30 protein-coding genes are annotated in these 25933 nt (G+C 64.5%); 18 read left to right on the top strand and 12 right to left on the bottom strand.

Annotated elements, in window-relative coordinates; translation table 11 throughout:
* Positions 1-5 precede the first annotated feature (5 nt).
* The 5 genes from IVB19_RS21525 to IVB19_RS21505 form a co-directional block, all read right to left on the bottom strand.
* Entirely contained in the window at positions 6-1166 is a 1161-nt protein-coding gene (locus IVB19_RS21525; protein ID WP_247452457.1) for a DUF305 domain-containing protein, read from the bottom strand.
* On the bottom strand, positions 1163-1342 hold the full coding sequence (locus IVB19_RS21520) for a hypothetical protein (protein WP_018455222.1): 180 nt from the start codon (positions 1340-1342) through the stop codon (positions 1163-1165). The genes IVB19_RS21525 and IVB19_RS21520 overlap by 4 nt, the downstream gene beginning before the upstream one ends.
* Positions 1343-1485: 143 nt before the next feature.
* Positions 1486-3090: an alpha-amylase family glycosyl hydrolase gene (locus tag IVB19_RS21515; RefSeq protein WP_018455220.1), complete on the bottom strand. Its 1605-nt coding sequence runs from the start codon at positions 3088-3090 to the stop codon at positions 1486-1488.
* 27 nt (positions 3091-3117) lie between these two features.
* The gene (locus IVB19_RS21510) at positions 3118-3660 is read right to left on the bottom strand and encodes a hypothetical protein (protein WP_018455219.1); all 543 of its coding nucleotides are present in this window, start codon (positions 3658-3660) and stop codon (positions 3118-3120) included.
* Between the two features lie 12 nt (positions 3661-3672).
* Positions 3673-4848, bottom strand: coding sequence for a zinc-dependent alcohol dehydrogenase (locus IVB19_RS21505; protein ID WP_018455218.1), 1176 nt, complete (start codon positions 4846-4848; stop codon positions 3673-3675).
* 171 nt (positions 4849-5019) lie between these two features.
* Between IVB19_RS21505 and IVB19_RS21500 the strand changes: the two genes are divergently transcribed.
* Positions 5020-5802: an SDR family NAD(P)-dependent oxidoreductase gene (locus IVB19_RS21500; protein WP_085351353.1), complete on the top strand. Its 783-nt coding sequence runs from the start codon at positions 5020-5022 to the stop codon at positions 5800-5802.
* Positions 5803-6133: 331 nt separating this feature from the next.
* Here the strand turns inward: IVB19_RS21500 and IVB19_RS21495 are convergent, their stop codons facing one another.
* Complete coding sequence (locus IVB19_RS21495) at positions 6134-6544, bottom strand: response regulator (RefSeq protein ID WP_083926391.1); 411 nt, start codon at positions 6542-6544, stop codon at positions 6134-6136.
* A gap of 89 nt (positions 6545-6633) precedes the next feature.
* Here IVB19_RS21495 and IVB19_RS21490 point away from each other — a divergent pair, with 89 nt between their 5' ends.
* From IVB19_RS21490 to IVB19_RS21470, 5 genes are all read left to right on the top strand, one after another.
* Entirely contained in the window at positions 6634-7641 is a 1008-nt protein-coding gene (locus tag IVB19_RS21490) for a chemotaxis protein CheB (protein ID WP_018455214.1), read from the top strand.
* Between the two features lie 8 nt (positions 7642-7649).
* Entirely contained in the window at positions 7650-7916 is a 267-nt protein-coding gene (locus IVB19_RS21485; RefSeq protein ID WP_018455213.1) for a hypothetical protein, read from the top strand.
* Between the two features lie 170 nt (positions 7917-8086).
* Positions 8087-11254, top strand: coding sequence for a CheR family methyltransferase (locus IVB19_RS21480; protein WP_247392984.1), 3168 nt, complete (start codon positions 8087-8089; stop codon positions 11252-11254).
* The gene (locus tag IVB19_RS21475) at positions 11254-12000 is read left to right on the top strand and encodes a Crp/Fnr family transcriptional regulator (RefSeq protein WP_018455211.1); all 747 of its coding nucleotides are present in this window, start codon (positions 11254-11256) and stop codon (positions 11998-12000) included. Before IVB19_RS21480 ends, IVB19_RS21475 begins: the two co-directional genes overlap by 1 nt.
* Before the next feature lie 138 nt (positions 12001-12138).
* The gene (locus IVB19_RS21470) at positions 12139-12351 is read left to right on the top strand and encodes a hypothetical protein (protein WP_018455210.1); all 213 of its coding nucleotides are present in this window, start codon (positions 12139-12141) and stop codon (positions 12349-12351) included.
* Positions 12352-12398: 47 nt separating this feature from the next.
* Here IVB19_RS21470 and IVB19_RS21465 read toward each other — a convergent pair whose 3' ends face one another.
* Complete coding sequence (locus IVB19_RS21465) at positions 12399-12683, bottom strand: hypothetical protein (RefSeq protein ID WP_018455209.1); 285 nt, start codon at positions 12681-12683, stop codon at positions 12399-12401.
* Positions 12684-12992: 309 nt separating this feature from the next.
* Between IVB19_RS21465 and IVB19_RS21460 the strand changes: the two genes are divergently transcribed.
* The 7 genes from IVB19_RS21460 (at position 12993) to IVB19_RS21430 (ending at position 17054) form a co-directional block, all read left to right on the top strand.
* Positions 12993-13199, top strand: a complete 207-nt coding sequence (locus IVB19_RS21460; RefSeq protein WP_018455208.1) for a hypothetical protein — start codon at positions 12993-12995, stop codon at positions 13197-13199.
* A 2-nt stretch (positions 13200-13201) separates the two neighbouring features.
* The gene (locus IVB19_RS21455; RefSeq protein WP_026232903.1) at positions 13202-13402 is read left to right on the top strand and encodes a hypothetical protein; all 201 of its coding nucleotides are present in this window, start codon (positions 13202-13204) and stop codon (positions 13400-13402) included.
* Positions 13403-13482: 80 nt separating this feature from the next.
* On the top strand, positions 13483-14559 hold the full coding sequence (locus IVB19_RS21450) for a flavodoxin family protein (protein ID WP_247819864.1): 1077 nt from the start codon (positions 13483-13485) through the stop codon (positions 14557-14559).
* Complete coding sequence (locus IVB19_RS21445) at positions 14556-15461, top strand: NAD(P)/FAD-dependent oxidoreductase (protein WP_247336174.1); 906 nt, start codon at positions 14556-14558, stop codon at positions 15459-15461. The genes IVB19_RS21450 and IVB19_RS21445 overlap by 4 nt, the downstream gene beginning before the upstream one ends.
* An 18-nt stretch (positions 15462-15479) precedes the next feature.
* Entirely contained in the window at positions 15480-16424 is a 945-nt protein-coding gene (locus IVB19_RS21440) for a cation diffusion facilitator family transporter (protein ID WP_018455204.1), read from the top strand.
* Between the two features lie 101 nt (positions 16425-16525).
* Positions 16526-16855: a four-helix bundle copper-binding protein gene (locus tag IVB19_RS21435; RefSeq protein ID WP_007611368.1), complete on the top strand. Its 330-nt coding sequence runs from the start codon at positions 16526-16528 to the stop codon at positions 16853-16855.
* 10 nt (positions 16856-16865) lie between these two features.
* On the top strand, positions 16866-17054 hold the full coding sequence (locus IVB19_RS21430) for a hypothetical protein (protein WP_018455203.1): 189 nt from the start codon (positions 16866-16868) through the stop codon (positions 17052-17054).
* A gap of 21 nt (positions 17055-17075) precedes the next feature.
* Here the strand turns inward: IVB19_RS21430 and IVB19_RS21425 are convergent, their stop codons facing one another.
* A complete protein-coding gene (locus tag IVB19_RS21425; RefSeq protein ID WP_240543306.1) occupies positions 17076-17333 on the bottom strand; it encodes a hypothetical protein in 258 nt (85 codons plus the stop codon).
* Between the two features lie 287 nt (positions 17334-17620).
* Between IVB19_RS21425 and IVB19_RS21420 the strand changes: the two genes are divergently transcribed.
* Positions 17621-17995, top strand: coding sequence for a hypothetical protein (locus IVB19_RS21420; RefSeq protein ID WP_018455201.1), 375 nt, complete (start codon positions 17621-17623; stop codon positions 17993-17995).
* 3 nt (positions 17996-17998) lie between these two features.
* Here IVB19_RS21420 and IVB19_RS21415 read toward each other — a convergent pair whose 3' ends face one another.
* Positions 17999-19318 (bottom strand): polysaccharide deacetylase family protein, encoded by a 1320-nt coding sequence (locus tag IVB19_RS21415; RefSeq protein ID WP_247392995.1) that lies wholly within the window; start codon positions 19316-19318, stop codon positions 17999-18001.
* A gap of 190 nt (positions 19319-19508) precedes the next feature.
* Positions 19509-20282 (bottom strand): polysaccharide deacetylase family protein, encoded by a 774-nt coding sequence (locus tag IVB19_RS21410; RefSeq protein WP_162496377.1) that lies wholly within the window; start codon positions 20280-20282, stop codon positions 19509-19511.
* Positions 20283-20398: 116 nt separating this feature from the next.
* Here IVB19_RS21410 and mgtE point away from each other — a divergent pair, with 116 nt between their 5' ends.
* From mgtE to tolA, 4 genes are all read left to right on the top strand, one after another.
* Positions 20399-21820: a magnesium transporter gene (mgtE, locus tag IVB19_RS21405; RefSeq protein ID WP_018455198.1), complete on the top strand. Its 1422-nt coding sequence runs from the start codon at positions 20399-20401 to the stop codon at positions 21818-21820.
* A gap of 222 nt (positions 21821-22042) precedes the next feature.
* Positions 22043-22360, top strand: coding sequence for a type II toxin-antitoxin system RelB family anti-toxin transcriptional regulator (gene relB / locus IVB19_RS21400; RefSeq protein WP_085351361.1), 318 nt, complete (start codon positions 22043-22045; stop codon positions 22358-22360).
* Between the two features lie 185 nt (positions 22361-22545).
* On the top strand, positions 22546-23364 hold the full coding sequence (locus IVB19_RS21395; protein WP_018455196.1) for an aldo/keto reductase: 819 nt from the start codon (positions 22546-22548) through the stop codon (positions 23362-23364).
* A 49-nt stretch (positions 23365-23413) separates the two neighbouring features.
* Positions 23414-24397 carry a cell envelope integrity protein TolA gene (gene tolA / locus IVB19_RS21390; protein ID WP_085384444.1) on the top strand — a complete coding sequence of 328 codons (984 nt, stop codon included), beginning with the start codon at positions 23414-23416 and terminating at the stop codon, positions 24395-24397.
* 541 nt (positions 24398-24938) lie between these two features.
* On the opposite strand, the gene IVB19_RS21385 is transcribed toward tolA, so the two are convergent.
* Together IVB19_RS21385 and IVB19_RS21380 are read right to left on the bottom strand one after the other, a co-directional pair.
* Positions 24939-25103 carry a hypothetical protein gene (locus tag IVB19_RS21385; RefSeq protein ID WP_247336178.1) on the bottom strand — a complete coding sequence of 55 codons (165 nt, stop codon included), beginning with the start codon at positions 25101-25103 and terminating at the stop codon, positions 24939-24941.
* 481 nt (positions 25104-25584) lie between these two features.
* On the bottom strand, positions 25585-25797 hold the full coding sequence (locus tag IVB19_RS21380) for a hypothetical protein (RefSeq protein WP_085395607.1): 213 nt from the start codon (positions 25795-25797) through the stop codon (positions 25585-25587).
* Positions 25798-25933 lie beyond the last annotated feature (136 nt).

Here is a 25933-nt window from a genome sequence, read left to right as displayed (position 1 = left end):
CCCGCTCAATTGACATTGTCGCCGAGCATGTTGCGGAAGGCGGCGGCGACGGGGGCAATGCCGCTGGCGCCGTGCATCAGCGCGATCTCGCCCTGTTGCTCATGGCGGATGGCGTGGGCCATCACACGCAGGCGCAGATCGCCGCGGCTAAGCCACATCTGGTCGGCCATCCTGACCGCGCCTGCGTGATGCTTGCTCATCGTCTCGACGAACACCGTGTCGAATTGGTCCGCCGGCGCGGCCTTGACCTGTCGCATCTCGGCCTGTGTCAGGAAGCCCGGCATGGCGGCACGTTCGTCCGAGCTGCAATCGGGCATCTCGGTGTCGAACCAGCTCAGCCACCACGTCTCGAAAATCCGGTTCTCGCCGGTCTGGCTTGCGACCATCAGCATCGCCAGCTTTCGCAGATGCGGGTCCTGCGCGCGCTCGGTGGCGATCCGGGCCAGCGCGATGCCCTGGGCGTGATGCGCAGTCATGTGACGGATGTAAGTCTGGTCCGCGTCCCTGTCGCGGCCCGCCCACTGCGGCTCGTAACCATGGCTGCCGAACAAGGCAGCCGCGCCGAGCAGTGCGATCAAAGCCAGCGCGCCGGTGATCCAGGCATTGGTGAAGCGAACATCGCGCGCGGGTGCTGCTCCCCCGGTCCAGCGCAGCCGGGCAAACAGGGGGTACATCACGGCCGAGGAGCCGTGGACGAGCAGGCCGATCCAGTAGGGCTGCTGCAGCGTGAACAGCGGTTGCCAAAACGGAAACAGGGGCACCAGCACGAACCATTCCATGCTTGACGAGAACACAGCCCAGGGCAGCGCGAGCAGCAGGATCGTCAGCGGCCGCAGGTCGGCGGTCCAGCGCCCGAGCACACCGAAGAACACCAGCGCCCAGGAGAAGTCCGCCCATTGGTGGAAGGCGATCCCGACAAGGATCGCGCTCCACGACGGCTCTGCGCTGATCGCCCAATCGCGCGCGGGGATGGCGGCGACCGTCATCCAGTCGACGGCGGCATCGCGTCCGATGCGCGCGGCGAAGAGCTGGCTGACGATGGTCGAGAAGGTGCTGCTGACCAGGCCGAGTTCGGCAGCGGCGACCCAGCGCGAGCGTCGCCGTGAGGCGGCTTCATCACCGGTGCGAATTGACTTGGAAATGGCTGACGGCGCGGCGGCGTTCACGTCAGCTGATTGAGTTTCTTCAACGGATTGAGCTCGCTCGGCTTGCTCTGTTCGTCCCGGCCGCGCTCCGCTTGCTGCTTGCCTTCCTCATGTAGATCCTGATCCCCGACGATCTCGCCGACGGCCTGTTTCGTCTTGCCGGCGATCCGCTGACCGAGGCCCTTGGTCTTGCTCATGATCCGCCTCCTGGCTGACGCCGCCACCCCGGCGCTTGAAGGGGGTGAGCGCCGGGGCTGCGGTTTCGTCTATTCAGCCTCCGGCAGGGGGGACGTCGGAGGCGTTGATGAGACTCTCTGACGCGCGGATGGTTCCTCGGCCGTCACCGTGGCTCGAGTTCGATGATCACGCCTTCATTGCCGCGGAGCAGGATGGAGGCGTCCGGCAGCGGCTCGGACGGCAGGTCGAGATGCGTCGACATCAGCAGGCGGCCGCGACCTTGCCAATGCAATTTCCGCGGCTCGGCGGCAATGTTGAGCGCGACCAGAATTTCCTTGCCGCCATCCGTCCGCCTGTAGGCAAGAACGTCGTTCTGCGCGCGTAGGGGCTCGTAGCCGCCGTGGCGCAGGCACGCGCGCTCGCGCCGCAGTCGCATCAGCGCGCGAAACAGCGCCAGGATCGAACGTGGGTCGCGCTGCTGCGCGGCCACGTTGGCCGCGCCGTCGCGCGGCTCGAGCGGCAGCCATGGATCGCCGGTTGTAAAGCCGCCGTTGCTGCTGTCATCCCATCGCATCGGCGCGCGTTCGGGATCGCGGCAAAGGCCATACCCCGGCACGAGCTTCTCGAAGGGATCGTGGACGCGGTCGGGCGGAATGGGAACGCGCTTGCGGCCGATCTCGTCGCCCATGAAGAAGAAGGGCGTTCCCCGCAGCGTCATCAGCAGCATCGCCAGCACGCGCATTTGCGGCTCGCCGATTTGGCTCGCGATCCGTTGCTTGTCGTGACCACCGATCACCCAGACCGGCCATGCATGATCCGGGATGGCGTTGAAATACGCGTCGATCGTTGCTTGCAGGGACAGCGCGTCCCATTGCGAGTCCAGCAGTGCGAAATTGAGGGGCAGATGCAGGCGCGGTCGGTCGTTGCCGTAGAAGTGGCCGATGCGGTCGGTCTTGCCTTGGACTTCACCGCACAACATCCGCCCTGGATAGCCGTCGATCACCTCGCGAATGAATTCGATGCAATCCATCGTCTCCGGCCGGTCGTCGGTAAAGACGGGCGTCTGGCGCTGCGGCGGCGGCTTGCCTTTCGCTTGCGGGTTATGCGGATTGTCGCGCAGCAGCGCGTCCTTGATCAGGACCGCGCTGGCATCGACGCGAAAGCCGTCGACGCCGCGATCGAGCCAGAAGCGCATGACGTCGGCGATCGCGGCGCGCAGTTGCGGGTTGCGCCAGTTCAGATCGGGCTGCTCGACCAGGAAGGAGTGATAGTAATATTGCCGCCGCGCCTCGCACCATTCCCAGCCGCTGCCGCCGAAGCGGCTCAGCCAGTTGTTGGGCGGGCCGCCGTTCTCGGCTGCGTCGGCCCAGATGTACCAATCGGCCTTCGCGCTGTTCCGTGAGCTGCTGCTCTCGACGAACCATGCGTGATCGTTCGCGGTATGATTGGGCACGAGATCGAGGATCACGCGGATATCCGCCGCGTGCAGGGCCTTGAGCAGGCGGTCGAACGCCTCGAGGCTGCCGAACGCAGGATCGATCGAGCAGTAGTCGGAGATGTCGTAGCCGAGGTCGCGAAACGGGCTCTTGTAGACCGGCGTCAGCCACACCGCGTCGACGCCGAGCCATTTCAGATAGTCGATGCGGGATGTCAGGCCGGCGAGATCACCCTTGCCGTCGCCGTCCGAGTCCTGGAACGAGATCAGTGCGATTTCGTAGATGACGGCGGATTCCCACCACGCACCTTCGTTACGGGACGCTTCGCTCATTGTCTTGCATCACCTCGTCGCGCGCTCTCAGGTCCGTTCCGTCGCGGCGTGCGCTGCGATCTGCTTGGCCGCGGTTCGGGCGCTCTCGATGCCCTTGGGAAAGCCGCTGCGGTTCGGATACAGCTTGCGCCGTGCGTCGCGCTGCGGCCGCTGCGGCTTGGTGTCCTGCGCGGCGCGGTAATCGAGCATCGCGATGCCGCCGACCATCAGCAGCGCCAGCGCGATATTGCCCTTTTTGGGATTGTCCGCGGTCAGCCCCGAGAGCAGCGCGGCGGCATCGAGGCCGTCGCCGCCGACGCGGGCCCACAGGCCGGCGTTCTTCTCGACCGAGAGCGTCATGACCCCGGCCAGGATCTCGCGCAGGCCGAAGGTGCGGACCAGCGTCTCATGGCCCTCCATGCCCAGCGTTTCCGTGACGCGCCGCGGCGCGAAGAATTCCACGACGCCGAGACCGATGCTGAACCAGCCGAGCGCACGGGCGAGCTGGTCTTCGGGCCGCTTCAGGCTCGGGCCGCCCTCGACGATTTTCGGGTCGCCCTTGGTGCGAACGATGTTGGAGAAATGAAACATGGGTCTTGCTCCTCAGGGCTTCAGCACGACCTTGACGCAGGAGTCGCGCTTGTCGCGAAACACCTGGTACATCTCGGGGCCTTGGCTAAGCGGGACGGTGTGGGTGATGACGAAGGACGGATCGATCTGACCTTCCTCGATGCGATGGAGCAGGTCGTCGGTCCAGCGGTTGACGTGGGTCTGGCCGGTGCGCATCGTCAGGCCCTTGTTCATGAAGGCGCCCATCGGCAGCATGTCGGAGAATCCGCTGTACACGCCTGCCACCGAAATGATGCCGCCGGGCCGGCAGACATAGATCATCTCGCGCAGCACATGCGGCCGGTCGCTCTCCACCATGACCATCTGCTTGGCGCGGTCGAGCAGCGTGTCGGGCAGGGACGCCATCACATGCGACTCCATCCCGACGCAATCAATACACTTCTCAGGGCCTCTGCCGTCGGTGAGCTCCTCGAGTCGCTCGAGGACGCTTTCGGTTTCGAAGTTGATGGTGGTGGCGCCGCCCGCTTCGGCCATGCTGAGCCGTTCGGGCAGGCAATCGATCGCGATCACCTGGTTGGCGCCGAGCAGGATGGCGCTGCGGATCGCCATCTGTCCCACCGGACCGCAGCCCCAGATCGCGACCGTGTCGGTCGGCTCGATGTCGCATTGCACGGCGGCCTGCCAGCCGGTCGGGAAGATATCGCTGAGAAACAGCAGCTGCTCGTCGGGAATGCCCGCGGGCACCTTGATGTGGGTGGCGTCGGCGAACGGCACGCGCAAATATTCGGCCTGGCCGCCGGGATAGCCGCCGGTCAGGTGCGTATAGCCGAACAGGCCAGCGCCCGAATGACCAAACGCCTTTTCAGCGAGATGACTCTTGCGATTGGTGGTCTCGCAGACCGAGAAATTGCCACGCTTGCACTGGTCGCATTCGCCGCAAATGATTGTGAAGGGCACGACGATGCGGTCGCCCTTCTTCAGCTTGCCGTCGACGCCCGAGCCGACCTCGACCACTTCGCCCATGGTCTCGTGGCCCATGATGTCCCCGGGCAGCATGCCCGGAATGTAATTGTGAAAGAGGTGCAGGTCCGAGCCGCAGATGGCGCAGCTCGTGACTTTGATGATGGCATCCCGCGCGTCCTGAATTTCCGGATCGGTAACGGTGTCGCAGCGTATGTCTTCCTTGCCGTGCCAAACCAGCGCCTTCATCTCTTTTCTCCCGAGCTACGAGGCAACCAAGTCGAACAACGAACGATGGTTGCTATTGCACAGTGCAAAATCTTTGCGCCGCACCAGCGTGCGTCCCCGATAGGAACGAGCGCCCATTGCGGTGATTGGAGCGTCATCAATCCCACTCAAGGATTAGCGAAGGATACGCTCATGCCCGCCAATCAACTCGCCGTCGTCACCGGCGCCTCCACCGGCATCGGGCTGGAACTCGCCAGATGCTGTGCCCAAGCAGGTTTCAACCTTGTCATTGCGGCGGACGAGCCCGAGATCGAGAGGGTGGCCGTCGATCTGCGCAGGCTCGGCAGCAGCGTCGAACCGGTGCAGGCCGATCTCGCCACCACCGAAGGCGTCGACAAGCTCTGCGCCGCGGTCGGCGACCGGCCGATCGACGCGCTGCTGGCCAATGCCGGCGTTGGTCTTGGCAAGGCCTTTCTCGACCAGGATTTTGCCAGGATCAAGCACCTCGTCGACACCAACATCACCGGCACGCTGTATCTGATCCATCGCGCCGGCAACGCGATGCTTCGCCGCAATTCGGGGCGCATCCTGATCACGGGCTCGATCGCGGGATTCACGCCGGGCAGTTTTCAGGCGGTCTACAACGCCAGCAAGGCGTTTCTTGATTCATTCTCATTCGCGCTCCGCGAGGAGTTGCGCGACAGCGGCGTCACCGTCACCTGCCTGATGCCTGGCGCCACGGAAACGGAGTTCTTCCGCCGCGCCGACATGATGGATACCAAGGTCGGCACCGAGCCGAAGGACAGTGCCTACGACGTCGCGAAGGCCGGCTTCGACGCCATGTTGCGCGGGGAGTCCGACATCGTGACCGGAATGAAGAACAAGATCCAGACCACGATCGCCAACGTCACGCCGAACGAGATGCTGGCCAAGCAGCATCGCAAGATGGCGGAGCCGGGCACGGCGAAGTCGTAGAACGATACCGTCGCAATCTAAGCTAACCGGTGCGGCGCGGACCGATAAGGAGGACGCCGATTCACATAGCCTAATGCGCAAAGCTCCCCGCGCCGTCAGACTGGTTCGGCTGGAAAAAGGGGGCTGTGATGCCGATGGATCGCGTCGAACAGGCCTTTGTCGCAACGGCAATCACGGGTTTTCTCGTCATGATGGCGGCGATCGTCTGGATGATGATGGGTTGATGACCGGGAGGGCTGCTGATTTGCGGATCGCGTTGCCCTATGCTGCGGTGCTTCTGTGTCTGGCGGTGACCGCCTGGCTCGCTTTCGCGCATCTGTTCTGATCGCCGTCAGGCTCGGCCGTGCGGATCGGCGATCAGCGCCGCCAGCCTCTGTGCCATCGCAGGCATATCGATCGGTTTCTCCAGGATCGGCACGTCGTGGAATTCCGGACTGATCGTGACCTTGTCGTATCCGGTCGTGAAGAGGAAGGGGACGTTCCGTGCCTTCAGTTCGCGCGCGACCGGAAAGATCATCTCGCTGCGGATGTTCACGTCGAGCACGGCGGCATCCAGAACACTGCCGTCGTGCAGGATACGGAGTGCGTCGTTGAGATCGCCCACCGGGCCCGCGATGTCTGCGCCGAGCGCGCGACATGCTCTGCCAATGTCGTCGGCGAGAAAATATTCGTCCTCGACAATGAAGATGCGTCGCCCGCTGAGCGCCGACTCTGGACCTGACGATCGAGGCGACATCGCCATGGTGCCTTCCACCCCTTCGTTGCCGGTTCATAGGAACATAGGGCGGTGACCCGCCTTGGTACAAACGAATACAACCGATAGTGGGTTCCATGAGCAACCGCGACATCATCGTCATAGGTGGCTCGGCCGGCGCGACCGCGCCGCTGAAGCAGATCCTGGGCCGGCTGCCGCCGGATCTGCCCGCGGCGGTGTTCATCGTGCTGCACATCCCGGCGCAGGGCATCGGCATTCTCTCGACGGTGGCCAGCAGCGCCGGTCCGCTCCCGGTCCGGCAGGCCGAAAACGGCATGAAGATCGAGCCAGGCCGGGTTTATCTGGCCGCACCGGACCACCATCTGCTGCTGTCCGAGGATCGCGTATTCCTCGGGCGCGGCCCGCGCGAGAACATGGTCCGGCCGGCCATCGATGCCTTGTTTCGCTCGGCCGCCATCAATTACGGCCCACGTGTGATCGGTGTGCTGCTCAGCGGCCTGTTGTCGGACGGTTCGGCCGGTCTCAACGCCATCAAGCGTTGCGGCGGGATTTCGGTGGTTCAGGACCCCTCGGATGCCATCGCCGATGAAATGCCAAGGAGCGCCCTCGAGGCGACCATCATCGATCTTTGCGTTCCCGGCGCCGGAATGGGCGACGTGCTGTCTGATCTCGCCAGGGAGGCTGCCGGCGCCGCACTGCCGATCCCGCCGGAGATCCGGCTCGAGGTCGAGATCGCGGCCGGCGAACGGATCGGCAGTGACCGTCTCGTCTCGATGGCCGATCCGGTTGCGCTGACCTGTCCGGCCTGCGGGGGCGTCCTGTCCGAGATGAAGGAATCGCACCCGATGCGCTTCCGTTGCCAGGTCGGTCACGCCTTCGCCGCCGACGTCCTCGCAAAAGAGCAGGAGGGGCAAGTGGATGAAGCCCTGCGGGTCGCACTGCGCATCATCGAGGAGCGGGCCGAGCTGGTGCAGCGCATGGCCGCCGACGGACGGCGCAACGGCCGGCCGGCGGTGGCCGAGATGTACCAGGCGCGCGCTGCCGAATATCGCGAATATGCCGACATGATCCGGCGCGTTGTGCTAAAGTCGCTCGATCCTCCCATTCGCAAGCGGGAGGCTTGAGGGTCGCGATGGCCATTTCCCTCGCCGAATGGACCGAGCAGCTCGATACCGAGCGCCGCCATCTGATCAAGGCCGATCGGGATATCGAGGAGGGTTCGCGGCGCATCCTCGATCAGGAGGCGCGCATCCGCGAGCTCAGTGCCGGCGGCCACGACGCGGGCCAGGCGGAACGGTTGGTCGAGGCGCTGAAGCAGACCCTCACGGAATGGCTGCGCCATCGCGTCCTGATCGAGCAGCGGATCGCCTATCTTCGGCAGCAAGTCGGTCCGGAGTGATCTGGGGGCGTTGGCAGGCCACCCAAGCTCAATGCCTAATGCCCAATGCTCGCTGTACGGAACGCAGCGTGACGTTTCCGCCTTGCACCTGTTGGGATAATATCAATTCTGCTATTTGCGGCGAGCGGGCGTCCTCTGGTTCCCGTCAATGAATGAGAGCTACCGAGACCATGCATGAAATCGGCGACCAGTCGGTCGAAAGAGAGCGCCAGACCAGGTCTCCGCTGATCATCGGGGTGGGCGCCGCGCCGACAGCTCTGGATAGCGTCGAGCGGTTCTTTTCCAGGCTGACCGTAAGCGCCGACCAGGCCGTCGTGCTCGCATTCCAGCATCATGAGGCCCTCGACGAGCCGCGGCTGCGCCAGATCGTGCGAAATTCCCACGGTGGCAAGATTTCCGACGTCGGCAACGGCCAGACCATCGAGGGTGGCACGATTTATCTGTGCCCGCCGGCGATGATCACGACGATCCAGGACGGTCGCTTCGGCGTCCGCCCGGCCGAGCAGGCGCCCGGCGAGCGGGCGACGATCGACAGCTTCCTGGTGTCGCTGGCGGAAGAACGCGCCGAGCAATCGATCGGCGTGATCCTGTCCGGCATCGGCGGCGATGGCACGTTGGGTACCGCGACACTGAAGGACCACGGCGGCCTTGCCATCGCGGAAAAAGGCGCGAGCGACGACGCGGATCATCTGAAGGACGCCGATACGCCGGCGGCGATCGCCGACTACGTGCTGACCGCCGAAGACATCGCCGAGCACATCCAGGTCTATGCCCGTCATCTGCGGCGGCTGGAGGAGAAGCAGGGGTTCGATGAGGTGCTGGCCGCTGCAGCGACCTCGCTGTCGCGCATCGCCGACATCCTGCGCAGCAAGACCGGCAATGATTTCCACGGCTACAAGCAGAACACCTTCCTGCGTCGCGTGCAGCGGCGGATGCAGGTGGTCCAGATCGGCGACATTTCCGCTTACGTCGATTTCCTGCGCAACGACCAGGACGAGGCGCAGCACCTCTTCAACGACCTCTTGATCGGCGTCACCGAATTCTTCCGCGACAAGCGTGAATTCGAGGTGCTGGAGAACCAGATCGTCCCGAAGCTCTTCGAAGGCAAGGACGCGAGCCAGCAGGTTCGCGTCTGGGTGCTCGGCTGCGCAACCGGCGAGGAGGCCTATTCGATCGCTATCCTCCTGCGCGAGTACATGGCCAAAATGGACTCGCCACCGCAGGTTCAGATCTTCGCGACCGACATCGACGGACGGGCGCTGGCGGCTGCGCGCGTCGGCCGCTATCGCACCAAGATCGAAGCGGAGATGACCGGCGAGCGCCTGGCGCGCTGGTTCGTGCGCGAAGGTGACACCTATTGCGTGGTCAAGGAGCTGCGCGAGATGTGCATCTTCTCGCAGCACAACGTGATCAAGGACGCACCGTTCTCCAAGCTCGATCTCGTCTCCTGCCGCAACCTGCTGATCTACCTCAATGCCGAATTGCAGAACCGGGTGATCCCGTTATTCCACTTCGCCCTTCTGCCGGATCGGTTCCTGTTCCTCGGCAATTCCGAGAACGTCACGCGGCATCCAAAACTGTTCGTACCGGTCGACCGCCGCGCCCGCATCTTCAAGAAGCTCGAGACCGGAACCCGGCTGCCGCCGGAATTTCCGATCACGACCGCCGCGGGGAGGGCAAACCTCGAGATAGCGCCGGCGCGCTCCTTCCGCCCTGATATCGGGCTGGAGCGTCGCGCGCAGCGGATCGCGGAGCGCTATGCGCCCGCCTATGTCATCGCCGACAGCAACTTTCAGGTCCTGCACTTTTCCGGGCGCACCGGACGCTACATCGAGCCGACGGCAGGCGCCGCCACGCTCGATCTGCTCCAACTCGTCCACCGCGATCTCCGCCTGGACCTGCGGGCGGTGCTCAGCCGCGCGGCGGAGACCAACGAGCCCGCCCATGCCGAACAGGTGCAGCTCGGCGCCAACGGCCAGCACATTCCCGTCGACATCACGGTGGAGCCGATCCAGGAGAGCGGCAGCGGCGATCGCAATTTTGTCGTCCTGTTCAAGGACGGCCCGGTGCGCGCCATCGATGCCGGCGCAGGCAAGCCCAATGCGTTGGTGCAGACCGAGCATGTCGAGCGTATCGAAGGCGAGCTGCGGGCGACGCGGGAGCGCCTTCAGGCGACCATCGAAGAGCTCGAAAGCACCAATGAGGAGCTGAAGTCCTCGAACGAGGAATACCAGTCCCTCAACGAGGAGCTCCAGTCCGCGAACGAAGAACTCGAAACCTCGCGCGAGGAATTGCAGTCGGTCAACGAGGAGCTGACCACCGTCAACGGCGAGCTTGCTCACCGCGTCCAGGAATTGACGCGCGCCACCAGTGACCTCCGGAATTTCCTGGAGAGCACGCAGATCGCGACCGTATTCCTCGACAACGAGTTGCGCGTGATGAACTTCACGCCGGCGATCACGCAAATTCTGCATCTCGTAGAAACCGACATTAGCCGGCCCATCGCGCACATCAAGGCGCGCGTCCCGATCGAGGACCTCTATGACGACGTTCGCAGCGTGCTGCGGACGCTTGCCAGCGCCGAGCGCGAGCTGAGGGCGCCGGACAGCGGCACGCGCTACATCGTGCGAATCCTGCCCTATCGCAGCATCGAAAACTTCATCGCCGGGGTCGTGATCACCTTCGTTGACATCACCGCCATGACCCGCGCCGAGGAGCGGCAGCGCCTGCTGCTGGCCGAGCTCCAGCATCGGGTCCGCAACACGCTCGGCGTGGTGCGCTCGATCGCCCGTCGCACGGCCGATACGAGCTCGACGGTCGAGGAGTTTGCCTCTCATCTCGACGGCCGGCTCAACGCTTTCGCCCGTACCCAGGCGCTGGTGACCCGCGATCCCGAGGGCGGCGTCGATCTCGAATACCTCGCCGTCGAGGAGATGCTGGCCTATAATGCCAGGGAGGGCGAGCAGGTACGTGTCAGCGGTCCCCCGGTGCGTTTTCAGTCGAAGGCAGCGGAAACCTTTGCCCTTGCCATTCACGAGCTCGCGACCAACGCACTCAAATACGGCGCCCTGAGCCGGCCGACCGGTCGCATCGAGATTTCCTGGCGCCTCGAGCAGGGCACCGACCCGGCGGAGCTGGTGTTCGAGTGGCGGGAGCGCGGTGGGCCGCCGGTTGCGCCGCCGCCGCACAAAGGATTTGGGACCGAGCTTCTGGAGCGCACACTCGCGTTCGAGTTCAAGGGGCAGACCAGGTTGGCATTCAGTCCCAAGGGATTGGAATGCACGATCACCATTCCCCTCAGCAAGCGGGCGTTTCATACACCGGCGGTGGCCAGCTGATGCCCTTGTCGACGCTAGATCGCAGCCAGGTGGACCCGGTCATTCGCCGGCTGAACGTGCTGAGGCCGCTGTCGACGGAGGCCCGCACCTCGCTCGAATATGCAATGCTCGAGGGAATCCAGCGCGCAGGAGCGGGCGAGGATCTGATCTCGGAGGGCGATCCGGTCGACAGCGTGCGCCTCGTGCTGTCGGGCTGGCTCTGCCGCTACAAGACGCTCGAGGACGGGCGGCGCCAGATCGTCAATTTTCTCTTTCCCGGCGAAAGTTGCGACGCGCACGCGTTCCTGTTGTCGGTGATGGATCATTCCATCGCGGCGATGACGCCGGTCGTCTACACCGAAATCAAGCGCGCGCGGTTCGAGAGTCTGGTGGCGAGCGACCGCGCGCTGGCGGAAGCGTTCTGGTGCGAGACGCTTGTCAACAACGCGATCCAGCGCGAATGGGCCATCAATCTCGGCCGCCGGGTGGCCTTCGAACGCGTGGCCCATCTGTTCTGCGAAATCATCGAGCGGCTGCGTCCTGTCGGCATGGTCGAGGGCAATTCCTGCGTGATGCCGGTGACGCAAATGGATCTTGCGGACGCCACCGGCCTGTCGGTGGTCCATCTCAACCGCACGGTTCAGGAGTTGCGTGCTTCCGGTCTGATCGTGCTGCGCGATCGCACGCTGACCATCACCGATCTCGATGCGCTCAAGGACGCGGCGCTGTTCTCGCCGAGCTATCTGCAACTCTATCGACGGAGCTAAGCGTTTGCTCGGTTGGGGAACGGTCGTACTTGATCCAGGTTAGCGTTCGCGAATGTTTTTTGAGCGGATGGCTGGTTTTGAGTAATTGACGTAACTTACGTAAAGGCAGTTTCGTCCCGAATCCTGTATTGTCGTTCCGTGAACGACGTCCTGCTTGCCCGCGCTGAGCGCGCGATCGAAGCAAGCCGCGCCCTCCGGGCGCAGCGCAGAGCGGTCGCGGACCAGCTTGATCACGCCACGCGCCAGGTGCGCCGGGTGGTGATGGAAAGCGCGATGTTGCGCTCGGAGCTCAAGGCCCTCCGCGACGACCGGGAAGGACAGGATCTCCGGCACCGCGCGCCGTCGGAATAGGAGCCGACGACACTAAACGTCTAGCTGCGCCGGGATGGGTGCCTCGCTCAGCGCCGCTTCGCTGCTTTGGATCGCCTGTTGTAAGGCGAGCGGTTGACGGGCTTGAGCGAAATGCCTTCGCGCTGCGCCTTGCTGCGAATGGCCGCGACCGGACGCTGCAGCTTGATGCTCATGACGCCCGTGGGCGTGTTTCCTTTTGCGAGCTGCTTCAGCTTGCTCACGTCCGCAGGTGTCCATCGTTCGCGCGCCCGCCGCTTGTACGCGGGGTTTGCCTTGCGCGGGCCCTTGCGGCCGATCGGTGAACCCGGTTGTTTCCATGCTGCTTTCACCATGATGATCCTCCTTCAAGTCCCTCATCAATAAGCGAATCAGCATTTCGGTTCCGGCGCACTCGAGGCAGTGCCGGCGCGCGAAGGGAATGCGCGCATCCGTCGCTGCTCGGCCGTTTCGTTTCGCACCAGCAAAATCACGCACCGTTAACTTATTGAAATGCCGGAACCTGCGGTTGCGGCCGAAGCTGCCAACACTGCCGGGCTGGGCCGCCCCAACCGGCACGAAACTCTGGCCCCGGCGCCGACCTCCCGCCGGGGCCAATTCCTCCCATCCCAATCCTTCCATCTGAAGGGCTTTGTGAAAGTACAATGACCGCGAAACGCAACCGCAGGAAACAGACCCAATCGCTCCAGGAGCGGTTGGCGGCATTCGCCCAAACCGCTCGCGAGCGTGCGCGCAGCCTGCCGCCCGGCAAGGAGCGCGACATGCTGCTTCAGCGCGCCAAGCAGAACGAGGTGACCTCGAACCTGACGGACTGGCTGAGCGAACCTGTCTACCCGAGACGGGGAGGGTGACGATGCGGAGCATCAAGCACTACCGCGCGTTCCAGATCGATCCGGACGGGCATGTGTTTGGATGCATCAACCTGGTCTGCGACGATGATGAGCAGGCCAAGCGCGAGGCCGCATCGCTCGTGCTGGTGCACCGCATCGAACTGTGGCGGCTGGACCAGCGCATCGCGCAGTTCGATGTGCCGCCGGAAGTTGTCCGCCAGTAGGGCGACGAGAGGAGAGCGAGAAGGAACCGCGCGCTGCGCCCCGGGTTGGTCGAACTGTACCGACCTCGCGAGGAGCCAGCATGACGGAAGCCGACATTCGCAAGGGGATGCCGCCCGTCAAGCTCTCGCGCGAGGCCTTCGAGCGCCGCTACAGGAGCCGGTTCGTCGATCCCGCCTTTGCACCGCTCCAGCGCGAGCTCGACGCCATCGTCGGCGCGGCCTGGGACGCCTACAGCGATTCACGCAAGGCCCCGCTGACGCGAAAGGCGGGCGCGGGATTCTCCGATCCCGATTACGACATCGCCATCGACTGGCTCGATGCGCGCGCGAAGATCCTGGCGGCGCAGCGACGCCATGACGATGCGGACGAGACGCCGCGCATCCTCATCATCAACGGCTCGGCCCGCAGCGAGCACACCTGTCCCGGCGAGATGTCCAAGACCTGGCGTCTGGTCGAACTCGCCGAGCCGGTCTTTGCCGAGCTTGGGTTTGCCGTCGACATCCTGGACCTGTCGCGCCTGGCCTCGGAGTTCGGCAAGACGATCCATCCCTGCAAATCCTGCGTCGGAACCGCGATGCCGCTCTGCCACTGGCCGTGCAGCTGCTATCCAAACTATTCGCTGGGGCAGACCGACGACTGGATGAACGATATCTATCCGCTGTGGGTCGCGGCCCACGGCATCCTGATCGTGACGCCGGTGAACTGGTATCACGTACCCGCCGGACTGAAGGCGATGATGGACCGCATGGTCTGCGCCGACGGCGGCAATCCCGATCCGACCTCGACCCACGGCAAGAAGGCGGCCGAGGCGAAGGCGCTGGAGCTGAAGGGCTGGCCTTATCCGCGCCATCTCGCCGGCCGTCATTTCGGCCTCGTCGTTCACGGCGATGCGGTCGGTGCCGAGGGCGTGCGCCGGGCCTTGTCGGATTGGTTGACCGATATGCAGTTGATCTCGGCGGGCCGCTTCGCCGAGCTCGATGGCTATGTCGGCTACATGGAGCCATACGCCACCTCGCACCGCGACCTCGATGACGACAGGGCATTCCAGACGGAGGTGCAGAACGTCGCGCGCGCACTCGGCAACGCGGTCCGCCTGGCGCGGAGCAGACAGCTTCGCGAGCCCGGTGCGGGCCTGTCGGATCCAAACCCCAAATGATGGCGAATGATCAGCCGTATGATTGCCTGATCGTCGGCGGCGGCCCGGCCGGGCTGATGGCTGCGATCTACCTCGCGCGATTTCGGCGCCGCGTCTGTGTCGTGGACGCAGGCGCGAGCCGGGCGGCGCTGATCCCGCGCAGTCACAATGTGCCGGGCTTCGTCCACGGCCTCTCCGGCACTGACCTGCTCGCGCGCATGTCCGCGCAACTGGGCGAGCTCGCGGTCACGCGCGTTGATGCCGAGGTCACCAGCTTGCGACGACACGATCACGGTTTTCAGGCGATCTGGAACGGCGGCGCGCATACGGCCGCCACCGTCATCCTTGCCTGCGGCATCGTCGACGCCCATCCGCCGTTCGACGAATGGCGCGCGGCCGTCGCGGACGGGCTGTTGCGCTACTGTCCCGTTTGCGACGCCTTCGAGGCGATCGACCGTCGCATCGGCATCGTCGGTCCGCTTCACCGCGCCGCCGGCAAGGCGCTCTTCATGCGCGGCTACTCGCGCGACGTGACGCTGCTGGCAACGGGCGAGGATGACGGGAAGCCCGCGGCAGCGGAGCTCAATGAAGCCGGTGTCGAGATCGTCGTCGCGCCCGGCCTGCGCCTGAGGCGGCGAGACGACGGCGTTGAAGCCGTCTTCGCCGATGGCCGGACGGCGCAATTCGAGATGGTCTACCCGGTGATGGGTGCGGAAGTGCGCTCGCATCTCGCGATGACGCTTGGGGCCGAACACACCGCAGACGGCCATCTGAAAGTCGACGACCATCAGCGCAGCTCGGTCGACGGGCTCTACGGCATCGGCGACGTCGTCACCGACCTGCACCAGATATCGGTCGCGTTCGGCCACGCCGCGCTCGCCGCCTGCACGATCCACAACAGCCTGCCGCGGCGGCTGGCATGAGGAACGGGGTATCGGACATTGGCAACAGAATCATCCTCGAAGACCGCGGTCTATGCGGCGCTCTTCGGCAATGTCCTGGTCGCGGTCACGAAGATCGGCGCCGCCGCGTGGACGGGAAGTTCGGCCATGACGAGCGAAGCGGTGCATTCGCTCGTCGATACGACCAATGAGATCCTGCTGCTCTACGGCTACCGGCGCGCGAGCCGCTCGCCCGACGAATCCCATCCGCTCGGCTATGGGCGCGAGCTGTATTTCTGGAGCTTCATCGTTGCGCTGCTGATCTTCGCCCTGGGCGCCGGTGTCTCGCTGTATCAGGGCATTCTGCATGTCGCCGCACCCGAGCCGATCGAAAGTCCGATCGTCAGCTTCGTGGTGCTCGGGCTGTCGTTCCTGTTTGAAGGCGGTTCCTGGCTGGTTGCCCTGCGGCGCTTCAGCTCCGACGGCCAGCGGTTCGGGTATTACCAGGCTTTCGTTCGCAGCAAGGATCCTCCGGCATTCATGGTGCTGCTCGAGGACAGCGCGGCGCTGGTCGGCATCGCCATTGCCGCGGCGGCCACTGCCGCGGCCGTATGGCTGCGCCAGCCGGTCTGGGACGGGATCGGTTCGATCATGATCGGGATATTGCTGGCGATCGTGTCGATCGGTCTCGCGCGCGAGAGCAAGAGCCTGCTGATCGGCGAGCCCGCCGATCCGGAACTTGCGCGATCGGTCCTCGACATCGCAAGGCGGTCGCCCGGCGTGCTCAGGGCCAACGGCCTGCTGACGGTGCAGCTGTCGCCGGCCGAAATCGTTGCGGCCCTCAGCATCGAATTTGCGGACGACAAGCGCGCCGACGATATCGAGCGATGCGTCGTTTCGATCGAGACCGAGATACGCAAACGCCATCCAAGCGTGGCCGCCTTGTTCATCAAGCCGCAGACCGATGCTCGCTACCGGGCGGTGCGCGCCAGGCGTTACGGCTAGCTTTGCGAGGTTCCCTGGACGTCACAATCGGCACGACGGCAGGAACGATCACAACATCCCCCTGGTTGACCGGTGCAGGGGGCGAGCAATGGAGACACCGGATGGCTCAATCCGAAGACATGACGCGCTGCATCGCGCTCTGCATGAGCTGCTATCAGACCTGCCTCGGCACCGCGATGAACCATTGCCTCGAGACCGGTGGCAAGCACGTCGAGCCCAAGCATTTCCGCCTGATGATGGCGTGCGCCGAAATGTGCCGGACGGCGGCGCATTTCATGCTGATCAATACGCCGCATCACCGGCACACATGCGGCGAATGCGCCGAAATTTGCAGCGAATGCGCCGAGGATTGCGAACGGGTCGGCGGCATGGACGAGTGCGTCGCCATGTGCCGCTCCTGCGCGCAATCCTGCCGTGCGATGGCGGCCTGAGGACAAGCCCATGCTGGAAGAGAAACTCACGGAAGCCATCGTCGAGGAGCTGAAGCGGCAGGCGGCGAACCGGCCGCAATCGCTGAAGGTCGAACGGGCGCACGACGCGAAAGCCTCGGAGGAGCTGATCGTCAACGGCAAGATCGACTTGGCCGCGCTGGTCATGGTGATCGCCGGATCGGTCGCCGGCGGGCCTTAGGTCCGGCCGTCAACGGCGCCCTCAGCCATATTCCTCGCCGATGCCGTATTCCCGGTAGATCTCCAGCGGATCGAGGTCGGGAAAAAGCCGGCATTTGGCCTGGGCGAGATGCAGGGTCACCGCCGCCGGCTCCTTGCCGTTCGCGAGCATCTTGCGGATGTCGTCCATATGCGCGCTCGGCTGGTGCTTGGTGTCGAGCTGCTCCAGCGCGACCAGCGCAGTCGCCAGCGCCTCGGTCAGAACCCAGTCGTCGTGGCCGGTGATTCCCTTCTTCGGCATCGGCAGACCCCACATGTGGCGACCCCAGTCTATCGGGACTTCCGCCAAATCTCCAAGGAGCCGTTGCAGCCAACAGGCGCGCGGACGGCTCGACGGCCGGGGCTCCGGCTTGCATTATGGCCGGGCGTGGCTAAAAGGCGGCATCGCCGGGGCAATAGTATCTTTGTTGAAACAAAGTTGGCGTAGACGGGGCTGCATGGCATTCAGGCCGGCTGTTCCGGTCTGGGCTCCTGATCCCCGCATTTGCAACACGGTCGGTTGCGCCACCCTTCAAGGCTTAAGCCCGCATGGTCTTTTTAAGCTTCGTCTATCGCTTCGTGACCAACTTCGCATTCATGGCGATGGTCTATTTCAGCCTGAATTTCATGGAGAAGTACCAGAACCGGGCGATTATCGCGATCCTGGTGCTGGTCTATACCGGCATGCGCGCAGCTTCGACGCTGCGGGCGTTCTACTTTTACCAGAAGATCGAGAAGCTGGAAGCCGAGACCAAGCGCCTTCAGGCTCCGCTCAATGACGGCACTGGCGGAACGAGTGTGCGCAAGCAGGTCGTGGTTGACGTCGCCCGGCTGCGGCGCGACGGCGAGGTCAAGTCCTATATGGACCTGTTCTTCCTGGCGCTGATCGTATTGCTCTGCGTCGCCAACATCATGCGACAGTAAGCTCTACTGCGCGCGCTTCTTCAGGCTTGCCACACGGGTCGGGCGCGGCGCTGTGCTCTTGGGCGCGGCGCTCTTGGGGGCAGTGCTCTTGGCTGCAGTGCCCTCGGTCTCTGCGGCGTGGTTCGGTGTGCCATGAGCAGCGCGCGCGGTGCGGCGAGCGTGCCACTTGCCGGCTTTGACCTTGGCCGCAGGAGGCGTCTCGGCCGCCATTGCCAGGCGCGTCGCGGCGCGCCGCGACAAGGTCGTCGACAGCAGCACCTCGACCGAGCCTTCCGGGATCGCAAAGAGATCGCGGCCAGGCGCGGGCAGGGTGGCCGCGACATTGGCGAGCGCCATGGTCTTGCGCGGCAGCAGCGGTTGGTGCGCGGCCTGTGCGTTGAGGTCGGCCAGCGAGGGTGCCGGAAGCGTCTTGGTCTGCGCGAACACGAAGTTCGGCACGGCCGGCCAGCGCGCGATCGGTGTGGTCTCGGTCGGCGGATGCAGCAGCCATTCCACCGGCGTTGTCGGCGTCGCCAGCTGCTCGGCGGTCGCGGGCACCACGTGCACGATGCGATAGCCGCGCGCCTTGAGGTCGCGGATGATCTTCGGCAGCGCCGCCACCGTGCGGGCCTGGATGTCGTGCAGCAGCAGGATGCCCTTGCCCTTGGCCTCAAGCCGCTGGATTGCGAGCTGATAGACGCGATCGGGCGACACATGGCGCCAGTCGTCCGCCGGGAAATCGGCGCTCCAGACCTGGATGCCGCGCGAGATCAGAACGTTCTCGACGCCGTCGGCGCGCATCAGGCCGGGAATGCGGAAGAACGGCGCGAGCTTGGACGGATCGGTCATTGCGGCCGATGTCCACTCGATGCCGCCATTGATCTGCGCCTCGGCCTTGTCGAGCGGCATCCGGTCCATTGTGAGCGGATGCGTCATGCTGTGGGTGCCGACGGTATGGCCCGCTGCGACCAGCTTGCGCACGCCTTCCGGGTTCGCCTTGGCCTGTTCGCCAATGATGAAGAAGGTCGCCTTGATGCACTCGTCGGCGAGGATCTGCAGCACCTGGTTGGAATATTTCGGCAACGGACCGTCGTCGAAGGTCAGGACGACTTCATGGTCCTTCAGCGGCAGCGTCTCGCGGTACTGCATGGTGCCGATGCGGGGATGCTCGTGCGGATCGACCACGAGCGTGCGGGAGGTCCCGAGCGCGTCCGGATGGCCGGGGCAGTCGGCCGCAATGGCCGGCGAGCCGATGGTCAGGACACCAAGGAATCCGCCAAGAAAGCTGCCAAGGCAAAGGACGATCCACGATCGCGTCCGAGCAACAACGCTACTTCCGATCATGAACCCGGTCTGCCCTCTTACGCGATTGCCGCCATAGTAGGTCGGAGACATCAGCAAACGGTTCAGGCGCAAGAACCCCGACCCAGAACCCTGCCGCGACAAGTCCCCTTGATACTTGCATGGCGTAGCATGAACGGACTGTTAATAGGGCCCAAATCACCCCATTTTGCACCGGCGTGACATTCCGGCATCAATGCGCGTCAGCACTCTTCTGTGATGCACCCGCCGGCACGACGTGAACCACCCGATAGCGGTTCTCCCTCAGATACCGCAGGAAGGCCGGCATGATCGCAGCCGTACGCGCCTTGGGATCGTGGAACAGGATGATACCCTTGCCGGCGGCGGCGAGCCGCTCGGTGACGAGCTTCATTTCCTGCTCCGGCGTCATCTCGTTCCAGTCGCTGGCCCACAGGTCGGCCCCGAACACCACGATGCCGCGGGACTGGAGCAGGTCAAGCTCGGCTGGCGTCGCCTCGAAATAGGGGAAGCGGAAGAACGGGGTCGCGGGCGTCGTTGTCGAGGTGCCGTGCAGAGCCAGCTCGACGGCCGCGATGCCGCGGTCGATTTCGCTCTTCGCTTTGTCGAACGGAATGCGCGCCATGAACGGGTGCGAGAAGGTGTGGTGACCGATGCTGTGGCCCTCGCGCGCGATGCGCTTGACCATGTCAGGGTGTTCGGAGGCGTGCAGGCCGATCAGGAAGAAGGTCGCGCGCACGCATTCCTGCGCCAGTGCCACCAATACCTTCGACGTCGTCGGCGGATGCGGCCCGTCGTCGAAGGTCAGCACGACCTCGTGATCGGCAAGCTCCAGCGTCTGCGGAAAGCTCTTCAGGCCCACGCGCGGCGCGGTCTTGGCGTCGACGCTCAGAATGCGGGAGGTGCCGAGCGCGTCCTTGCGCGGGCACTCGGCGGCTTCACTCGAGGCGATGCCGGTGAGGGCGGCGAGGGCTGCGCCTGCCGACATCGAGGTCCACCTCAGTCGAAGCATCTTTGTCATTGCGCTCAGAGTTGCCTTGTGGGTATTGCCTGAACCGTCAGCTCAGACCACTCGTTCCAACCTGTCGAACGGCGAGGCGCGCCATGGATGAACATCTGGACGGTGCCGCATCTGCCGCGGAATCGGTACTCGACCACGTGCCGATGCGCAATGAAGACGGCGAAATTCGTCACGAATTCGTCGCGGAAATTACCCATGCGATCGAGGCCGGCGACAGCGCCGCGCTGCGCGCCTGCGTTGCCGAGCTGCACGAGGCCGATCTCGGCGATCTCATTGGGGCTCTCGAGCCCGACGATCGGGTCCGCCTGGTTGAGCTGACGGGGCGCGATTTCGACTTCTCCGCGCTGAACGAGCTCGACGAGGGCGTGCGCGAGGAGATCCTCGAGGAACTGCCGCCGCAGACGGTCGCGGAAGGTGTGCGCGAGCTCGAATCCGATGACGCGGTCGAGCTGCTGGAAACGCTCGATCAGGCCGATCAGGAGGAGATCCTCGAGAAGCTGCCGCTCAAGGAGCGCGTCGTGCTCGAGCGCAGCCTGCTTTATCCGGAGAACTCCGCCGGCCGCCGGATGCAGACCGAGTTCATCGCCGTGCCGCAGGATTTCACCGTGGGGCAGGCGATCGACTACATGCGCGAGACGCCGGATCTGCCAGACCGCTTCTACGAGATCTACGTCGTCGACAAGGAGCAGCACTGGCAGGGCGCGGTCTCGCTCGACGTGCTGCTGCGCGCCCGCCGCCCGGTGGCGCTTGCCGAACTGACCGACGAGGATCGCCGCCGCGTCTCCGTCCTGGAGGACCAGGAGGAGGTGGCGCGCATGTTCGGCAAGTACAATCTCGTCGCAGCCCCGGTGCTCGACACCCAGGACCGCCTCGTCGGCGTCATCACCGTCGACGACGTCGTCGACGTCATCGAGGAAGAGGCGGACGAGGACCTCAAGGCGCTCGGCGGCGTCAACAGCGACGAAGAGCTGTCCGACACCGTGTTCACCATTGCACGCGCGCGGTTCAACTGGCTGCTGGTCAATCTCGCCACCGCCTTTCTGGCGTCGTCCGTGCTCGGCCTGTTCGAGGGGCAGCTCGAGAAGATGGTGGCGCTCGCCGTGCTGGCGCCGATCGTCGCAAGCCAGGGCGGCAATGCCGCGACCCAGACCATGACGGTCGCGGTGCGGGCGCTGGCGACGCGCGAGCTCGGCTCCTCCAATGCCTGGCGCGTGGTGGTGCGCGAGGGCCTGGTCGGCCTCGTCAACGGTCTCGCCTTTGCCGTGATCACGGGCGTCGCTGCGGTGGCCTGGTTCAGGATCCCGGGCCTCGGCCTGGTCATCGGGCTCGCCATCATCGTGAACCTCTTCGCCGGCGCACTCGGAGGCATCCTGATCCCGATGGCGCTCGAACGTGTCAGGGCCGATCCGGCCGTGGCCTCCGGCACGTTCGTGACAACGGTCACTGACGTCGTCGGCTTCTTCTCCTTCCTCGGCATCGCGACGTTGTGGTTCGGGTTGAGGTAGGGCTACACGCACTCTCGTCTCCCCGGCGCGCTGCAACGCCCTTGGCGTTGCTGCGCAACCGGGACCCAGAAGCGGCACAGTATTGCAGCGACATGGGCCCCGGCTCTGCAGCGCACCGCTGAAGAAGCGCTGCGCTGCGTCCGGGGCACGAGACCGTATACGCAGCCATCATCTTTAATCCGAACTTAAGCGAGCTGCCGCATCATCGCCTTGCTTGGGGGAATGAGCATGCGTGTGCGGTTGAAGGCGGACGGACGGATTGTCGAGTTGCGGGATGGGCGGGAGTTTCCGGTCCAGCCGTTTCCAATCCAGCCCGTACCTAACGCAGCGCCGCCCGACACCAGCTCGCTCGCCGTGCGCGATTTGCGCCGCCGTGCCTGCCTGACCCAGATGGAGTTCGCGGCCAAGCTCGGCGTTCCCGTCGAGACCATCCGCAATTGGGAGCAGGGCAAGCGGGCCCCGCGGGGACCCGCCCGCGCGCTGCTCGCTGTGATCGCGCATGCGCCTGACACCGTATTCCAGGCGCTTGCCAAAGCCTGAGCTCGAGGCCTGACCTCAAGGCCTGACGTCAAGGCCTGACGTCAAGGCCTGGCACGAACCTCCCGTTAGCATTGCGCGCAAGATCCGACCCGGCGGCCGGTGTCGCCCGTTGGCAGTGTTGCCAGCCGGGTTCATAATGACGCCTGGATCATGATTTGGGGCGACCGCGACAGAGAGGATTCCTCATGCTGTTCGTCGAGACCAATGGCGCAAGGATACCGGCGATCGGGCTGGGGACCTGGGAGCTGAGCGGGCGCATGTGCACCCGTGTGGTCGAGCAGGCGCTGCGGCTCGGCTATCGCCACATCGATACCGCACAGGTCTACGAGAATGAGCGCGAGGTCGGCGACGGCTTGCGCGCCTCCGGCGTGCGCCGCGACGACATCTTCCTGACGACAAAGGTCTGGACCAATCATTTCGCGCCCCACGATCTCGAGCGCTCGGTCAAGGAGAGCCTGGCGCGCATGCGACTTCCCTCCGTCGATCTCCTGCTGCTGCACTGGCCCAATTCGCACGTGCCGCTGGAGGAGACGCTGGGCGCGCTGTCGCATGCCAAGCGCATGGGCCTGACCCGCCACATCGGCGTTTCCAATTTCACCGTGGCGCTGATCGAGCAGGCGGTGGCGTTGTCGCCGGAGCCGCTGGCCTGCAACCAGGTCGAATACCACCCTTATCTCGACCAGGCGAAGGTGAGGGCGGCCTGCGATCAGCACGGGCTCGCGCTGGTCGCCTACAGCCCGATCGCCAAGGGGCGGATCAAGACCGACCGGACGCTCGCCGAGATCGGGCGTCTGCATCACAAGACGCCGGCGCAGGTCTGCCTGCGCTGGCTGGTGCAACAGAATGTCGCTGCGATCCCGCGCACCTCGCGCGTCGAACGCCTGTCGGAAAACATCGAGATCTTCGATTTCGAGCTTTCGGACGACGAGATGGCCCAGATCGCCGCGCTGGCCAGTCCCAGGGGCCGCCTGACCGATTTCGCCTTCGCGCCAAAATGGGATTGAGAGGGGCTTGCCGTATGCTAGGACCAGCTTGGCAACCTGAAGTCAGGCGATGGAACTGCGGAAGATCATACGGACGGACATTGCAGCGTCGGCGATCGCCCATCTGACGCTGGTCGCGCTGATCATCGTGATCAGCGAAGTCCATCCGTTTCACGCCAGCCCGCCCGAATCGGTTTCCGTCAGCATCGTGACGCCGGAGCAGGTGAAGCAGGAGGAGGCCAAAGCCGAGGAGAAGACCGGGGAAAAACTCAAGGCGAAGCCGCCGGAGCCGACCCCTGACCTGAAACTGCCGAAGTTCGATTTGAACGATAAGGACAAGGCGGCGGCCGCGCCGAAGCCCGAGGCGAAGCAGCAGGCTGCGGCACAGTCCTCGAAGCAGCAGGCCTCGCCTGAACCGCCGCAGCAGAAACAGCCGCAGCCACAGCCTTCACAGACGCCGCAGCAGCGCGAGGCAAATGCGCAGCCGCAACCGCAGCCTCCACAGCCACAGCCTCAGCCATCGCAGTCGCCGCCGCCTCAGGCGACGCCGCAGCCCCCGGCGCCACAGCTACTGCCACAAGCGATGCAGCACCCGGAGGCCGCGCCGCCGCCGTCCTATCAGGCGCCGGAGCCCGACGTCACTGTCAAATACGGCGTCATGCTGGGCCTGCCGCCGGAATTGCCGACGGAGCTGCCGAAAGACGCCCCCAAAGACGATGGCGGCGATGCCAAGGATTCAATCGCGGCGAAGCTGCCGGTCGAAATCATCGCCGAGCTGCGTCGTCATTTGCGAAGCTGCGCCAAGTTGCCGGCTGGGGTCGCGCCGACCGACAACGTCAACATCAAGCTGCGCACCGTGCTCGCGACCGACGGCACGCTGGCGCGCGAGCCGATCCTGATCGAAGCCCCGCCGTCCGCAAAGGGCGTCGCGCTCGTGAAGTCCGCCATGAGCGCGCTTCAGGCCTGCCAGCCCTACAAGATGTTGCCGGCCGACAAATACGGGGAATGGAAGGTGATGGACCTGCCGTTCAGCCCGCGGGATTTCGGCGGCTAAACTCTCGCTTGGGCTACGGCCTTGCTTTGTCGCTCTGCTGTCAATCCATCTTCGCAAATATATTCCACTTTGCCGAAATTCGGACACGGCGTATGTGTTGGCCATCCCGGCTCATCCTTGAGGGGCGATCTTGTGGTCGTCATGTTCGCGAGCCGGCTTGCGGTGGACGCGGCAGCGTTCGGGTGCGAGAGGCCAAGGGCAGGGCGGATTGCTCTCTGTGAGCCCAAAGCTTCGTGCCGACGAGCGGCGCTGCAAAGCTTCGTCACGGCGCCGCCTGTCAAACCGCCACAGACGAGACGCCGGCAGCGAATACAACCTCAGCCTGAGTCGGGCGGCGAAATTGAAGCGCAGCCGCCGCGCGTGCACGGCGATTGCCGCGTCGGCGGGAGCATCAAAATGCAAAGATAATCAATGCCACCAGCAAGACGTTGAACATGCCCAACGTGAGTACGGCGATATCGAAAACGCGGATCAAGCTGATCATGGTGTCCTCCGATACACGCCAACCGGGTGCTATGATGCCTCCGCTACGACCGGGTGTCTATGCAGTTTGTGCCTGCTCGGCGACCATCGCCACAATGTCGGCCAACCGCGTTGGGTCCAGAACGCCGTGTGTGGGAGCGCGGGCGCGCTTGGGAAAAGTGGTGAAAATTCCGCCTTCGTCAACTCGCGCGGCATTGTTGACCGATGCGCTGTTGAGTTGCAACCATTTATCTCAAACCTCACTCGCCCTGTGGAGACAGGCGAGACCGTCGAAACTATCGTAGTTACCGTCGGGCATCGTGCTACCGACCAAGGCAGCTCTACCTGGCCGCTGAAGCTGCCCTCTGCTTGTTCTCTGTCCAACTCTGCTCGCCGCAGTCGCACTTGAGCGACGGATAAGCCGAGATCGCCGCTAATCCTTACAAGCCAGCCGGAGCACACGCTGGGGACACCACCATCTCGACCCAACACCTTGTGCACCGCGCGCTAGTGCCCACGATCTCGCAAGCTGGGTCGGCCGACACAATGTCGCGGCAGCACTTCGGGCACGTATATCCCGCGGTGTTTGGTGCGAAGTCATACTCCGGACCAACATAGGCGCAGATCATGTGGTGGAATACCGGAAACAAGATCAGAGCGGATGAGCCGCAAGCCGGGCAATTCGTTTGAGTCCCTTCGATCTGCATGCTGCACCTCGCTTCCTCTCACAGCTCGTCGAGCCCGAATAGTTTCACCAGCATGGAAGCGATCCGCGCGCTGAGTTGTGTGTAGTGCATGTGAACGTCGACGGCCGAGTTCAGCGCCGGGGGATGCGCGCCTGGGCTGAACTGAATTCGCGCGATTTGCGAGGCGGTACGCTCGCGCGCCGCCGATGAGCCCGCTCCGGGGTACACGTCTGACACCGGCAGAATTTCCACGATCTCGCCCAGAATTCGCCGGTTGCCGAACAGGACAAAGACTTCGTTGCCGACTTTCGGGTCGGACAGGCGTTCGTTGGGAACGTACCAGTCGACGAAGACATCGGTGGGGTCGAGAATTTGTGCGATCGGAGTG

Origin of the sequence: Bradyrhizobium sp. 187 (assembly GCF_023101005.1) — a bacterium.
Taxonomy (GTDB): domain Bacteria; phylum Pseudomonadota; class Alphaproteobacteria; order Rhizobiales; family Xanthobacteraceae; genus Bradyrhizobium; species Bradyrhizobium canariense_D.
This window is presented reverse-complemented; position numbering and strand designations above follow the sequence as displayed.

Coding starts and splice junctions, on each gene's coding strand:
- IVB19_RS21500 (WP_085351353.1), top strand. CDS start 5,020: ATGCCCGCCAATCAACTCGCCGTCGTCACCGGCGCCTCCACCGGCATC.
- IVB19_RS21475 (WP_018455211.1), top strand. CDS start 11,254: ATGCCCTTGTCGACGCTAGATCGCAGCCAGGTGGACCCGGTCATTCGC.
- IVB19_RS21445 (WP_247336174.1), top strand. CDS start 14,556: ATGATGGCGAATGATCAGCCGTATGATTGCCTGATCGTCGGCGGCGGC.
- IVB19_RS21490 (WP_018455214.1), top strand. CDS start 6,634: ATGAGCAACCGCGACATCATCGTCATAGGTGGCTCGGCCGGCGCGACC.
- IVB19_RS21460 (WP_018455208.1), top strand. CDS start 12,993: ATGACCGCGAAACGCAACCGCAGGAAACAGACCCAATCGCTCCAGGAG.
- IVB19_RS21420 (WP_018455201.1), top strand. CDS start 17,621: ATGGTCTTTTTAAGCTTCGTCTATCGCTTCGTGACCAACTTCGCATTC.
- relB (WP_085351361.1), top strand. CDS start 22,043: ATGAGCATGCGTGTGCGGTTGAAGGCGGACGGACGGATTGTCGAGTTG.
- IVB19_RS21495 (WP_083926391.1), bottom strand. CDS start 6,544: ATGGCGATGTCGCCTCGATCGTCAGGTCCAGAGTCGGCGCTCAGCGGG.
- IVB19_RS21485 (WP_018455213.1), top strand. CDS start 7,650: ATGGCCATTTCCCTCGCCGAATGGACCGAGCAGCTCGATACCGAGCGC.
- IVB19_RS21430 (WP_018455203.1), top strand. CDS start 16,866: ATGCTGGAAGAGAAACTCACGGAAGCCATCGTCGAGGAGCTGAAGCGG.
- IVB19_RS21480 (WP_247392984.1), top strand. CDS start 8,087: ATGCATGAAATCGGCGACCAGTCGGTCGAAAGAGAGCGCCAGACCAGG.
- mgtE (WP_018455198.1), top strand. CDS start 20,399: ATGGATGAACATCTGGACGGTGCCGCATCTGCCGCGGAATCGGTACTC.
- IVB19_RS21455 (WP_026232903.1), top strand. CDS start 13,202: ATGCGGAGCATCAAGCACTACCGCGCGTTCCAGATCGATCCGGACGGG.
- IVB19_RS21515 (WP_018455220.1), bottom strand. CDS start 3,090: ATGAGCGAAGCGTCCCGTAACGAAGGTGCGTGGTGGGAATCCGCCGTC.
- IVB19_RS21465 (WP_018455209.1), bottom strand. CDS start 12,683: ATGGTGAAAGCAGCATGGAAACAACCGGGTTCACCGATCGGCCGCAAG.
- IVB19_RS21435 (WP_007611368.1), top strand. CDS start 16,526: ATGGCTCAATCCGAAGACATGACGCGCTGCATCGCGCTCTGCATGAGC.
- IVB19_RS21510 (WP_018455219.1), bottom strand. CDS start 3,660: ATGTTTCATTTCTCCAACATCGTTCGCACCAAGGGCGACCCGAAAATC.
- IVB19_RS21425 (WP_240543306.1), bottom strand. CDS start 17,333: ATGCCGAAGAAGGGAATCACCGGCCACGACGACTGGGTTCTGACCGAG.
- IVB19_RS21520 (WP_018455222.1), bottom strand. CDS start 1,342: ATGAGCAAGACCAAGGGCCTCGGTCAGCGGATCGCCGGCAAGACGAAA.
- IVB19_RS21395 (WP_018455196.1), top strand. CDS start 22,546: ATGCTGTTCGTCGAGACCAATGGCGCAAGGATACCGGCGATCGGGCTG.
- IVB19_RS21450 (WP_247819864.1), top strand. CDS start 13,483: ATGACGGAAGCCGACATTCGCAAGGGGATGCCGCCCGTCAAGCTCTCG.
- tolA (WP_085384444.1), top strand. CDS start 23,414: ATGGAACTGCGGAAGATCATACGGACGGACATTGCAGCGTCGGCGATC.
- IVB19_RS21415 (WP_247392995.1), bottom strand. CDS start 19,318: ATGATCGGAAGTAGCGTTGTTGCTCGGACGCGATCGTGGATCGTCCTT.
- IVB19_RS21505 (WP_018455218.1), bottom strand. CDS start 4,848: ATGAAGGCGCTGGTTTGGCACGGCAAGGAAGACATACGCTGCGACACC.
- IVB19_RS21410 (WP_162496377.1), bottom strand. CDS start 20,282: ATGTCGGCAGGCGCAGCCCTCGCCGCCCTCACCGGCATCGCCTCGAGT.